Here is a 13,089-nt window from a genome sequence, read left to right on the forward strand (position 1 = left end):
GCGCTCAGTCCGATGTGGTCTTACGCAACCCGAATGCGCCTTTTTCTGCCAATGCCGCAATCCGCTTCGCGTCGTAACCAAGCGTCTCGCGCATGACGCCCTCGGTATGCTCGCCCAGCAGCGGCGCCGCCACAGGATCAACTGGCGGCGTCAAGCTCATGCTGATGGGCGGCTCGATATTCGGCACCCACTGCGCGGTACGATGAGGGATCCGGCTCAGGCGCGCGCGTTCGCGCGCTTCGGGCGCATTGAACCCTTCCTCGACCGTTCGGAGATAGCCGACCGGAATATTGGCCAGCTTCATCTTCGCCATCCAGTTCTCGAGCGTGTCGCCTGCGAATACCTCGGCGATGGCCGCACGCAGGAGCTCCTTGTTCTCAGACCTTGCTTTGCGTGTCGCAAACTGCGGCGCGTTGATGAGATCCGGGCGGTTCAGCACCTCGACCACCAGCCGTCGATACAGCCGATCGTTGGCGCACGCCATGTAGAGCGGACCATCGGACGCCTCGTAGACACCGACAGTGGGAGACCCGGCCGGCGAATTGCCGAACCGGCCAGGATTCTCGCCGTTGATCAGATAGGCCATCCCGTAGAAGCCCGTCATCCCCATGGCGACGTCGAACAGCGCGACCTCGACATGCTGCCCGCGGCCGAGCCGGTCCCGCGCCAACAGCGCCAGCAGAATGGCATTGCAGGCCGACATCCCCGTCGCCATGTCGACTATGGGCGGGCCGGTACGTACCGCCGGGCCATCCGCGAACCCGTTGAGCGACATGAAGCCGCTCTCGGCTTGCGTGATCGGGTCGAAACCCGGGCGTGAGGCAAACGGTCCGGTGCGCCCGTAAGCTGAGATCGAGCAATAGACCAGCCGCGGGTTGAGCGGCGCGACAGCCTCGTAGTCGAGACCGAACTTCTTCATGACACCGCTGGAAAAATTCTCCACAACGACATCCGCTTTGCGGATCAGATCCAGCGCGATCTCGCGCGCCTCAGCCACGGCGAGATCGAGCACGATACCGGCTTTGTTGCGGTTCAGGCTGAGATAGGCTGCGCTTTCGCCGCCAACCTCGGCATGCTCATAGGCGCGCGTGTCGTCGCCGCCATCGGGGTTCTCGATCTTGATGACGCGCGCCCCGAAATCGGCCAGCGTCTGTGTGCAGGCGGGGCCGGCAACCACGCGCGTGAAATCGACAACCAGCAGGCCATCAAGCGCGGTTGGTCCTCCCGCCGCCCGCAACGGGCGTTCCGGCAATTGAGGCTTGGTGGACATCCCTGGGCTCCCTTACATCGGCTTATGCTCGCCGATTTTCTGCACGCGAATTTAAAGCCCGGGAGAACCAACTCCGCAAGTGCTTCAGCCGCAAGGCTTCAATTCGTAAGAGGAACCCGGCAGAAGTAAAGCTCGAAATGGCGCGTTCCGCATCACGGCACACTCAGCGAAGCGACCTTCGCCAGTAGAGCGTATGCGACCAGGCCCAGCGAACTTCGGGTTCGAAAAGCCGATAACCCGCCTTGATAAAGTTATTCGCCGAGATCAGATTGTCCGTTGTATCGGAGACGATAGCGTTCCATCCGACACGCCGCCCGTGCGCTTCGGCAGCACGCATCAATCTGAGCTGAAGCCCTCTGCCCCAATGCCGCGGCAAGACTCCGACCCTGGAGAAGTAGCCGAAATTCCGCCCGTAGGTGGACCGCACGATGCCTGCGAAGGCGACCGCATCATCGCCTTGATAAGCGAGCCACCACGCTCCGAGATCGAACTCCGGCATCGCTGCAGTGTCGAAGAACGTCAGCCGGTGCAAATCAGCGAGGGTGTCTGCAACGTCATCATCGGACGCGTCGACCATACGAATTCGGTACATGGCAAGACTCATCGAATGGGATCAGCCGTGCGACGGCGCCGCCGCCACGAGAAGGTCACTTGCCCAGCACGACCTTCACGCCGAGCCAGACAGCCCCCATCAGGCCGGCCGCAATCACGGTAATGACAGCTTTGAAAGTATAGCTCTGGGCCTGCTCGACGCTTTTTCGCCACCGCCGCAGGTGCTGGAAATCCGCCCTGATCTCACTTCCCACCCACTGCACGATCCAGATCGTGAAGGCATCCGCCGTAGCACCCGCGCCGCCGATGTCGATGAAGGCGCGCAGCGGCAGCAGCGGATCCGCGGCAACCTTCCCGATCCGTCCCTCAGCTCGCGCGTCCGACAACAGCGAAGCGAAATAGGCGCCATCGAAGGCGCGCGCATAGTCCCCTTCCCAGATATGGTCGTAGCGCTCCGGATAAAGCTTCTGATCCAGCAGGCGCTCTTCCTCCAGCACATCGGGAAACCAGGGATTGTCACGCCAATTGGCTTTCACCACCACCGCGCCGTCGGGCTGACGGGCGCGCAGGAAATCGTCGATCGCATCGCTCTTGCGGCGCGGATTCCAGCTCGCCCACAGCTCGGAGGCTTTAGTGCGAATGGTCGGCCGCAGCAACGCCAGGCTGCGCGCGCTCAAGCTCTGCGCCTCGTCGATCCAGGCGATACGAAAACCTTCGAGAGACTTGATCGAGTCCGCCGTATGATCCTGCAATCCGCGGAAGATGATCAACCCGTCGCCGGGCGTCTCGATCTTGTCGCTGAAGAGCCTGAAACCGTGACCGAGCTTAAGGCTCGCGATCTTGCCCTCGATCAGCCGCTTGGACGATTGCGCCAGCGTCCGCTGCGCCTCGCGGACGCAGACCGCGAGCGTGCCGCGCTCGGCCTGGCAGGTCTCGACCAGGAGCTCGCCGAAGAAATGCGACTTGCCCGAGCCGCGTCCACCGTAAACGCCCTTGTAGCGCGCAGGTTTCAGCAGCGGCTCGAAGATTTTGGCCGTTGGAATTTTTAAGGTCGACAATGGATACGCTCGTTTGCCTCAGGGCAGGCCGATGCGCCTGCGCCACATCGCGGACCAGTCTTCGTTGTTTGGCGCGTCAGGCTGTTCCTGTCGGTTTTGAGTCAGGTCAGGAGAGGCCCCGCTTTCAGAGAATGGTGGCCAAAGCCCGAAGAGCCCACCGAACTGTTTCTGCGCGGCCGGCGGAAGAGTAGAAGCCGGGCCGGTGTTCGGGACCTTTACCGGCTCTAAATCGAACGCCGATCCGTGCGGCCCTCTCGGGGGGATTCGCGTAAGAATTCGTACGTTTTCGGGAGACGTTGTAGGCATCGAGCGGGCGTCCCGGAAATATTGCTGAAGGTCTGGAATGTAAGCTGGCGACGCGGGATTCTGATCGAACGGCCCCAACGCATCGGCAAACGCGCTTGGATCCATGAGACGTCCTTCAGGATCCTTGATCTGATAGTGAACGTGCGCGTCTCCCGGCTCTCCATCCTTGCGGAAGAGTCCTGTATTCCCCATGGTCCCGATGAGCTGACCTGCGACCACTGGATCGCCGATCTTCACATGTCTGGCATTGGTGTGCAGGATCTGATGAAGGAGACCATTCTTGTCTCTGATCGCGATCGTTCCCCACTTATCCTCGCCAGCGTTCTCAACCACGCCATCCACCGGCGATCGTACCGCCGGATTGCTCTTGTTCAGACGAGCCTCTCGTCCACCGACATAGTTAAAGTCGATACCTCGATGCGGATTTGATGAGCCAACTGGCCTGTTCGACGTCTCTCCATATCGGCTCGTAACATGAGGTGCCACGCGCCCGGCGGGTTGCAAAACGCGCCGCATCATGTCTTCCCAGGACATATCCAACTCTCCATTCCATGAGACGCAAGCCGACACCTACGACCGAACCCAGCGATCGGGCGGACGGCTTGCTCAACTCAGAATTTCTGCTTAACTATCCCACCCGCAGGGGTGTTCAGATGCGAACGTTCGATCCAGCGAGGCACTGGAGATTTTGCCTGACGAAGTCGTCGGTTCTCAGAGGAGTGGACCATGCGATGCTGGCACTAACGCTGGCCGCATTCACGTCTGCCGCCTTCGCACAGGATGGGCCTACACCGGCATTCGACAAATGGCGTCCCAAGGCCGGTGTCTATGCCGAGCCTGGCAAGAATTTCCAGTCGAACTGCGACGAAAGCGGCGGCCTTACGATCGATCTTGGAGAAAAATCAGTCAGCGGGTACGAATGGCGCTGCGACGTCAAGAAGATCACCGAACTTGGCTCGGGCTCGCTGAAGGTTGAGATGGTCTGTGACGATTACAATCTGGCGCAGAACGTCAACCCTCGCGATCCCAACTGGGACAGCAGAAAATTCAACGAGGTCATGTTCATCAAGCGGCTCGATGCGGCGGCGATCTCGGTTCAGAAGAGCCTGAACGGGAAGCTCAAGGATCCTCCCTGGCGTGCGGCCTACTGCCCTCTGAAGACGCAGCGCGCGCTCGCCGAGGCCACGCTGAGGGCCAAGGTGGAGGCAAAGCAGAAGGCCGACCAGGAGCAAGCCCTGAAAGAGGCCCATCCGCGCGATGGCGTCTACGCCGTCCCAGGCGCCGACTTCGAGGATCGCTGCACGAACTTCAACGACACCATCGTTGCGTTCTCCGGGAAGTCGATCATGACAGCCTCGAACATCTGCAAGATCGACAACACGCGGGTTCAGCTTCCCGACACCGTCAGGATCGGCGCGACCTGCACGTTGCAGCGGACTCCAGGTCCGGGCGCCATCAACGTACAAGACAGGGCTTCGACGCCCGATCGCGAGAACCTGATGTTCAAGAAGATCGACGACAAGACCGTCATCCTGTGGATCATCAACAACGGCCACTTCACCGGCGATGGCCGAAAGCTGTCCTATTGCAGCGAGCAGGTACAGCGGGCCTATGCCGGGCAGCGCAAGACCAGCAAGCAGACAGAGAACTAGCCGATCGAAGTATCCGAAAGCTCATCGACATGAAAAACCCGCGACCGACTGTCCGGCGCGGGCTGAGTTACATATTTCGATGATGCCATTCTGCCAGTGTTTTGCCCGACGTGTCAAACGATCAATCGCGCGGATTTCGGATTTCTGACAAGTTAGACATCGGCGCCGCCCTCACCTGCGCCGGCACGTTCCGGATGCACGATGACGCGCTCGATCCGGTGGATCAATTCCAGCACGCCGTCTTCGCTGTTCTCGATCGGCTGTGCCGCCTTGCCCCAGCCGCGATCGAGGATCGCGTTGGCGGCCGAGACGCGGGCCGCCGGCGTCGCCTCGTTGCTGCGCATGATGCCGACCAGCACGTTGATCGCCGTCCTGGTGTGGCTGCGCGCGACCGACCGGATCTCGGTCAGCGTCCGCGCTTTCGACGGCCGCTTCGCGACAGGCCGGTAGACCTCCGCGATCCCGGGCTCGTATTCAAGATCGTCGCTCATGCAAGCGCCTCCCACACGACAATTGCAACCAGGCCCGCAAGCGCGAGCGATATCAGATAGACCGTCATCGTTCCTCCAGGAGAAACAACAGAAGAAACAAACAGTGCGGCAGATCGCGGCACGAGGCGCGATCGTTTCGGCGCGAACCTTATCCCCGTGTCGCGGAGACCGCGGCGGCGCAAGCAAAGGCTCGCGCCGCGGGCCGGCACGTTCGCGCGTGCTCGGCCAATAAAAATGGTTCGGACGGCGGCGCGCTGATCGGCGCTCCATGAACGCGTTTCAACGAGGGCGAGGCCGCGATGCGCCGGACGCCGTCCGAGTCCTGGGATCCAAACGAAAAAGCCCGCAGCGAATGCTCCCGCGCGGGCCTCACAAACTCGTTTCGATGATGTCACTATGCCGGTGTTTTGCCCGACGTGTCAAACGACATCGAACTGAATTCGCGGAAGCTGGACGGGACGTTCAATTCTGAAGACCGGCGGATCCAAGTCGTGAGGCAAAACGGGAATGAGTCAGATGACTAGGGCAGACCGGTTCGTCTGCGCCACATCGCAGACCAGTCTTCGTTGTTTGGTGTACCGGGCTGTCCCAGCGGAGCTTGATTGAAACCACCGAGAACGCCCCCGGAAGGCGTGGGCGAGGATCCATATCGTCTCTCGAAGTGGCTTCGCGGCGAGAGTGGGAACGACGCGTCAGGAGGAATAAAGGGCACCGGCACGCTCTCGCTCGAATTGAAAACGGAGCGATCCGACTCCGCGGCTGGCATCCTTCTCAGAATCCGCACGTCTTCGGGGCGGGTTCGGGGCACGCGATCCGCGTTCTGCAGATACCGCAGGTACTCCGGAATGTACGTGGGCGAACCGGCGTTAGAGTCGGCCGGTCCTTGCGTGTCAGCATAAGCCGCAGGACTGACAATCCTACCCGCGGAACTTCTGGCAGCCTGTGGGTCGGCAGCAGGTCTCTCTTGGTCGTTCGTCGCATTCCACCGATCGGAGAGCTGGCCGGCTCATCAGCCAACGCTTGAACAATTGCGGGTTCGTTTGCGAGATATGTTGCACCGGCGCCATCAACCCCCACGCGGGGAACATAGGGGGCGCCGTTTTGCGTGGCGGTCATCGCGTTTTTCAGCGCGAGCTTCGGTGTCGGGCCCTGCTTGTAGAACTGAACAAGCAGTGCATTACGGGTCGATGGATCTAAACGTTTCCAAGCCTCGATTCCTGTCGCCAGATCGCCCTTGACGCTCATGTTGGATTGATAATTTCGAGCGCCCTCACGCAAATATGCGCCGATGGTTGATGCCATGAGCGCTTTGTCGCTGCCCTTCTGCAAAGCGACCCCGGCCGAATATAGATCCTTCACGTAGGGCGCGAAGGCAGGATCGTCCGGATTGCCGAGAATTGCCCGAATGGCATTCTGGAATTTCATTCCAGCAGGACCATAGTCGACAAGCAGAGGGTTGTTCATTTTCTTTCAAAAATCCTGCCCGTTCGTCATCGCGTTTGGATCGGCATGATAGCGGTTCAGGATATTGTCCGAGGCACCCTGGCTGGGATTGAATGGGTTCCTGACCATCCCTCCAACGAGCATCGCCGTAAGGAAGGCACCTGCGTCGGCCGCAGACAGCGCCATCTTCCCGTGATTGATCCATGAGTTCTTCTGGTCAAATTGCTCTTGAGCTAGAGCGCCAGCGATCGCTTCGGCTGGCACTCCGTACCTCGCCGCCGCAGCAGCGATCTGAGACGCCATATTACTGATCAACATCAGATTGTCTTTGGTATAGGACGGAAGCCTGCCGGCCATGGGTAGCTCCTTGATCAGGTATGATGTTTTAAGTCGACCGAGCCAACTCTACGAGCTAAGAGCCCACCAAATTGCGGTGAGTCCGGCCCAATCGACGATGACACAAGCCAGAACCACCGTGCTCCATAAGCCAACACGGGTTACGCGCCTGATGCCCGCAAGTATCGCTATGAGGACAAAGACGAGCGGTGAAAAGACGACAACCCGGAGAAGTATGGCCTCTCGAAAGTAAAGATTCACAGGCGGCCAAAAGATCGGTGTCATCGCAAGCGCGAATGTCGAGAGACCGAAGACGATACCCAAGGACAGGACGAGTCTATAAGTCGTGGGCTGAAGACGAAAAAAGTATGTTGGAAACACGCATAGGATGGAAGCGACAGTGGAGACGTTGTTGGTCGTCACGACCGCGTCTAGGAATTGATCAGCATCCATGACTCGTCTCCGCGGATCGAGTGTGAGAGGCGCCGACGCCACATGGCTGGATCGTGCCTTTGCCTTCGCTCCAACCAGCGCTTGGCACATCCATCAGGCCTCGATCACCGTGCCATATCGGTCGTGCGCTAGCTGCCGCCGCCGCGGGCCTGGCAGCAATCAGCGGCTGCGCCAACGGACGTTCCGCGTCCGTCAGATCACCGAGGCAGCGCAGTCGGCTGCAGTCGCAAGGACCGATGTATTCCATTGCGCTCATCGAACGCCCCTTCTGAAAGTCAGACGCCTCCCTTGAGTCGGGCATGATTCCGACGATTCAAGGTCGCGATTGTGCAGATTTTCATGAGGGATATCATTCATGTCTGCGACGGTGATCGGCCCCAAACAAACCGCGGCGGATGCTTCCAACGCGGACAAACCAAACTCGCCAATGATGTCGTTCTGCCGGTGTTTTGCCCGACATGTCAAATGATCAGTGTTGCGGATTTAAAGTTTGGATTTCTGACGACTGACTAATGCGTCGGCGCCGCTCTCGCTATGCCGGCACACTCCGGATGCACCGTGATGCGTTCGATCCGGCGGATCAATCTCCCACACGACAATCGCAACCAGGCCCGCAAGCGCGAGCGATATCAGATAGACCGTCCTCGTTCCTCCAACAGAAACAAACAGTGCGGCAGATCGCGGCACTACGCGCGATCGTTTCGGCGCGAACCTTATCCCCGTCTTCCGGAGACCGCGGCGGCGCAAGCAAAAGGCTCGCGCCGCGGGCCGGCACGTTCGCGCGTGCTCGGCCAATAAAATAGTTCGGACGGCGGCGCGCCGATCGGCGCTCCATGAACGCGTTTCAACGAGGGCGAGGCCGCGATGCGCGGGACGCCGTCCGAGTCCTGGGATCGAAACGAAAAAGCCCGCAGCGGATGCTCCCCGCGCGGGCCTGACAAACTCGTTTCGATGATACAATTATGCCGGTGTTTTGCCCGACGTGTCAAACCTTCAGTGCAACCGGATCGGCGTCCGCTGCATTCGCGGCGATCGAATTTCGCGAGCCGAGCCGCGGCATCGAAAAACCGCCACGGATTATTCCGCGCGGGCATCAACCGAGCTCTTTCGATGATGCCATCATGCCAGTGTTTTGCCCGACGTGTCAAACGCCATCGAAACGGAGTTAGAAAAATCCGCAGAAACCTTTCAGTCCTGGCGAAGAAGCGGCTGTATCCAGCGAGAGAACCATTCTTCTGAATCATTCCGCAGGTTGGCCGGAGTATCCAATCCCCAGATCGGCGGTGGAATAGCATAGCTCGGCTCGTCAGCGAACGTGTTGACAGGGCTGCTTACCTGCTGTGGCCGCTTTCCTTCAAGCTGCCAATTCCCAAATCGATCATCGAATTCAGGAGAAGGCAGATAGGGCACCGGCGCACTGCGAGACTCGAACGCACTGCCAGCATTCGAGGCGTTTACGCGGGTGAGGCGCCGGAGCTCGTCGGACGCAGCGGCTCCAGCGACGCCAGCGGCTGGAGCCTGCGGATCGCCCGACGGCTGCGACGATGCAGCGACGGCCGGAATCCCCGGCCAACTACCAAAGCGATCATTGAACGCACCGGGGCGCGCGACTTCTTGATCGGCAGTGTTGTTCGTGAGCGACGGCGCACTCGATTGACTTCCGAGTACCCCTCCACCCTTGCCGTTGACGTGCGATGCGGCGTCTGTGCTGAACGGATTGTACGGAGGCGCACCGGTGGAAGAAACCCCGCCGCTGGAATTATTGCTTGGTTTTGCATTGGCAGATGCGCCCGCTGAAGCACCTGCTGCGCCCAGAGCACCCAATCCCCATACCCACGCCGGCAACGTGGATAGAACGAATGGCGCTGCCACGCCGAGCGCCGCTCCCCCGAACAACCAAGGAAGCGCATCCTGCGCGACAGATGACTTGCTGTCGGGGTCGCGCATCAGCGGATTCTCATCATATGGAAGTGGTGCCCCGGTCATCGGATCGAATTTGAGGACGAGTGGATCTGATGGCGCGGCGGTGCTCGGAGGCAGCTGTCCGAACCGTTGCCAATCCGGACTAGCCGCAGGAAAGCCAGACAATCCGTCCGTCAAACGCGGGTCAATCCGAGTGAAGCCTTCCGGAGCCAACTCTGGAAGCGGAGATGGAATGAAGCCCGGCAACTGCGGAACGTGGTTCGGATTGATGGCCTGTGACCCTGGAACGCCAAAACTATCATCAGCAGCCACGAACTTCTGTTGCCACGGTGTACCGGCCAGATCTTTGTTCTCCGATGTGAGGTTAAGTCGCGGGTTGTCCCGGATCGCTTCGCTCAGCAGCTTTTCTCTCGCAACATTCCCGAGGATTGCGGACCATTTCCCGAGATGGTGGTTTCCCGCCTCCGCACTTCTCTGCTCAAATTTTCCTAGCGCGTCTACTTGATTCAGATTTTCTTCCCGGTACCGAGCATAGCCTGCGATGACCGCCTTAACTCCTCGAGCCACTTCTTCACCCGTCCCTCCAAGCGGCGCGTTGGTGTAAAGATCGCCGTTAACGAGACCGACGCGCATTGCATCCATCAAGTGGCGTATCTTCTCGGCGCGAAGATTTGGATCCTCAATTTCCTTGATCCCATCAAGAATATCACCGACCGCTTCGTAGTAACGGAAATCATGCCCGCCTGGGTGCGGCGACACGCCCATCTTTCTGGCCAACCCATAGTCTGCCGGCAGATAAATCAGGTTGCTCGGAGCCTCCACGCCAAGCACCTGCTCATCCAATCCTCGAAATGCCGGGTGACATTTGAATTTCTTCGGTATGATATGATGTTCCCACAGAATTGCCATGGCGTCCCCAAATGGGCACAGACTTCGCGCGTGTTGAATGTCGTTGGCTGTTTGACTGACTTCGCCAGGCGGCGAGAAAGTGCGGCGCGCAACAGCGCGCTTATGGATCGGGCGCCGCGGGTTCTCGGCGTACGCGCGTCCATCCGGGCAAACTGATGATTTCAGTGGCGGTCGCCGAGAAGCTTGATCACGCAGTCTCGCGTTTCGGTTCAAAGAACCGATGAGGACGGGCAAATGCCATCGTCGGGGCGAGATGCGACGGCAACTGACAGAGGCGAAGAGATATAACTATGATGAGCTAGAGATAGGGTGACGCATCGGAGATGCCGCATCTGCGCATTGCCGCGCCAGCGACTGCTGTGAGGCAGCGCTCGAGATCGCTTTGTCTCACCGGTAATTCAGAACATCAGTAAAGTATATCTTCAAGCCCGCCGACTTGCAGGCGTTCCTCAGCTCCTCGTCGCATATTGCCCAGGAATCGTAATAGGCCATACGAAAGATATGAGCATCGCCGATCAAGTCTTCCCGAAAGACAAGCTCGGTTCGCCCCCCAAAACCATAATACTTTTGACCGAAGTTCCGCATATGTGGATCGTCGCAGACACCAATGTTCAAACGTGACCGGCACTCATCCAGTGCGTCGAGAACACGAACGACTTGACAGAGCCAATATGGCGGCCGATCCCAGGTCCCCTTCGGGACTCGCACCGTGCATGGCGCAAACACAAACCCGTTCGGATCGACAGACTCGAACACCGCTTTTGTCCGATCGGAGATCAGCCATGCATACCAAAGAGGTGCAAGATCCCGCGGACGACGTACGGCGGACCTATCGAAAACGATGCGTGGGGTTTCTGCCAAGTCAGAGATGCGCTCTAAACCGGACGGGAGCTCCTTCGCATTCTCCAGTTCGAAGCTGAATGAGTCGCCGACCGATCGAAAATCGTCGACTCGGTAAAACTTTCTCCGGCGTGCGACTGCCCGGGACCTCCGTGGACGCTGTTCAGCGGGGGATGCAGTCATCATTGCACTCTCTGGGGATGTCTATCCTCAGCTTTTCATGAGCGACTCTGCTGAGCAATGCCTATCTGCTTCGTTACGCTCCACTACGGCGAGCCGTCAGTACAGAGAAACACCGGCATGCCATTGAACTGATCGGAATTCTTGTAACGAACGTCAATGCGCTCTTTCGCATCGCCGCCAAAGGTATCGCCATCTTTAAGCACGCGTCCGTGCTCAATGAGATAGACGACGAGGCCTTCCACCTTTTCGAGCAGCGCATCGAGCGTCAGCCTGGAGGTCTCGAACTGGATCTCGCGGTCGACAAAAGCGGTCAGCCCCATCGTGACCGCGCCGATGCCTTTTTGCGAGCGGAAAGGCAGGACATCGACCCAGAGCGGGAAGGGATAGTCGGGAAACGGCGCGAAGGACTGCCTGGACCGGTGTAGCCAAAGACTGGCTGGACGCGCGACCTTGGTGTCCCACACAACAGCGCGGCATTCCGGCACGGTCGCTATCAACCCGCCGATAACCGCTGTCATCAGACGAGCCTTGGATAATAATGGCTGGTTTCGTCCGATCACCGAGACGATCAAATGACCGCGGTGTTGCGCTGCAACGGTGCCGGCATCGGGCCAGGTCGTAGTCGCGCGCGACCACAAGCCTGGATCCTGCGGAATCGACGCCGGCATCGACATAACCGCAATCAGTTGATCACCACAGCGGAGAACCGCCCCACCGGCAGACCCCTGGCCGACATCCATCTTCGTTGCCAATTTCTGGTGCCGTCTGTGAACCGCCTCGGCAAGCGCGATCATGTCGGGCATTACTGGTGTCTCCAGCAAGACAAGCGCAAGAAACGATTTACTCATCACCGCCTCAGTCAGGATTGAACGCAACTATGGGTCATCGACATTTCGACCTGAGGTTGTTTTGGAACATAACGGGAACAAAGTCAATAAAATTTCTCGCCTGCGGCTAATTCGCGGCGGCATACCCTGAAGGGGCCTGACAAGGCAGGGGCGCCAGACGAGCTCATGCGTGCACTCCGATCAGGACGGCGGCATCGAAAAGCCCGCAGCGGATGTTTTCCGCGCGGGCTGAACCAACTCTTCCGATGATGCCACTATGCCGGTGTTTTGCCCGACGGGTCAAGCCAATTTAGGCTAAACCGAAAACGGCTCCGGCGCATGACGGGGGGCTTGGTGCGCCAGAGCCGCCATTCCAGCCGGCCAATCGGCGGTATGCCGGCACGAACCAAGTCCGGCCGGGAACCGAAGGTTCCTAACTTCCGCCCCGAGCCAACTTGTGCGCCATGTGGCCGGCCGTCGCACTTTCACGGCAGGCTCGGACCAGCGGCGGGTCAGCCGGCGGCGAACGCGCTTCCGATCGCCCCGCGACCACCCGGCATTACGCCTTGTTCAGTCCCGCGCCGCGATCGATCACGGCCGCTTCACCCCTGGGCGTGAGCTCGTAGGTGTCGCCATCCTTCTGCACATAGCCGTCGGCGATCAGCCGGAATAGCTGTTCGTGCCGGTCATCGCTGAAGGCGATGGACTGGCCGATGTCGCAGAGCATGGCGATGTCAGCGTCTGTCAACATGGTCTCCTCCGGACCATACAAATTCCGCCGGCGCAGTCCGTTCCTCCCGAGACTGAAGGGTGCGTCGATCGGCAGCAAAAAACCCGCGGCGAATG

General features: G+C 59.5%; 11 protein-coding genes and 1 pseudogene. 1 reads left to right on the plus strand and 11 read right to left on the minus strand.

The genetic code is table 11. From position 1 onward, the window contains the following. Positions 1-4: 4 nt before the first annotated feature. The 4 genes and pseudogenes from XH98_RS00495 to XH98_RS00510 form a co-directional block, all read right to left on the minus strand. Complete coding sequence (locus XH98_RS00495) at positions 5-1,270, minus strand: CaiB/BaiF CoA transferase family protein (RefSeq protein WP_271617446.1); 1,266 nt, start codon at positions 1,268-1,270, stop codon at positions 5-7. Between the two features lie 163 nt (positions 1,271-1,433). After that, positions 1,434-1,862, minus strand: coding sequence for a GNAT family N-acetyltransferase (locus XH98_RS00500; protein WP_271617727.1), 429 nt, complete (start codon positions 1,860-1,862; stop codon positions 1,434-1,436). A gap of 403 nt (positions 1,863-2,265) precedes the next feature. Beyond that, a pseudogene (locus XH98_RS40830) lies at positions 2,266-2,880 on the minus strand (PBSX family phage terminase large subunit); the annotation flags it as partial. An 18-nt stretch (positions 2,881-2,898) separates the two neighbouring features. Then, positions 2,899-3,720: a M23 family metallopeptidase gene (locus XH98_RS00510; protein WP_271617448.1), complete on the minus strand. Its 822-nt coding sequence runs from the start codon at positions 3,718-3,720 to the stop codon at positions 2,899-2,901. Between the two features lie 197 nt (positions 3,721-3,917). Between XH98_RS00510 and XH98_RS00515 the strand changes: the two genes are divergently transcribed. After that, a complete protein-coding gene (locus tag XH98_RS00515) occupies positions 3,918-4,838 on the plus strand; it encodes a hypothetical protein (RefSeq protein ID WP_271617449.1) in 921 nt (306 codons plus the stop codon). 152 nt (positions 4,839-4,990) lie between these two features. Here the strand turns inward: XH98_RS00515 and XH98_RS00520 are convergent, their stop codons facing one another. The 7 genes from XH98_RS00520 to XH98_RS00550 all read right to left on the minus strand — a co-directional run bounded on the left by XH98_RS00520 (position 4,991) and on the right by XH98_RS00550 (position 12,994). Further along, positions 4,991-5,329: a hypothetical protein gene (locus tag XH98_RS00520; protein ID WP_271617450.1), complete on the minus strand. Its 339-nt coding sequence runs from the start codon at positions 5,327-5,329 to the stop codon at positions 4,991-4,993. Positions 5,330-6,100: 771 nt separating this feature from the next. Further along, on the minus strand, positions 6,101-6,793 hold the full coding sequence (locus XH98_RS00525; protein WP_271617451.1) for a hypothetical protein: 693 nt from the start codon (positions 6,791-6,793) through the stop codon (positions 6,101-6,103). A 6-nt stretch (positions 6,794-6,799) separates the two neighbouring features. Continuing rightward, a complete protein-coding gene (locus XH98_RS00530; protein ID WP_271617452.1) occupies positions 6,800-7,129 on the minus strand; it encodes a hypothetical protein in 330 nt (109 codons plus the stop codon). A gap of 1,620 nt (positions 7,130-8,749) precedes the next feature. Then, complete coding sequence (locus tag XH98_RS00535) at positions 8,750-10,393, minus strand: AHH domain-containing protein (RefSeq protein ID WP_271617453.1); 1,644 nt, start codon at positions 10,391-10,393, stop codon at positions 8,750-8,752. A 387-nt stretch (positions 10,394-10,780) separates the two neighbouring features. After that, entirely contained in the window at positions 10,781-11,419 is a 639-nt protein-coding gene (locus XH98_RS00540; protein ID WP_271617454.1) for an imm11 family protein, read from the minus strand. Between the two features lie 80 nt (positions 11,420-11,499). Beyond that, complete coding sequence (locus XH98_RS00545; protein ID WP_271617455.1) at positions 11,500-12,219, minus strand: DUF4261 domain-containing protein; 720 nt, start codon at positions 12,217-12,219, stop codon at positions 11,500-11,502. A gap of 583 nt (positions 12,220-12,802) precedes the next feature. Further along, positions 12,803-12,994, minus strand: coding sequence for a hypothetical protein (locus tag XH98_RS00550; protein ID WP_057749627.1), 192 nt, complete (start codon positions 12,992-12,994; stop codon positions 12,803-12,805). Positions 12,995-13,089 lie beyond the last annotated feature (95 nt).

The sequence above is a fragment of the Bradyrhizobium sp. CCBAU 51745 genome, from assembly GCF_028128715.1.
GTDB lineage: Bacteria > Pseudomonadota > Alphaproteobacteria > Rhizobiales > Xanthobacteraceae > Bradyrhizobium > Bradyrhizobium manausense.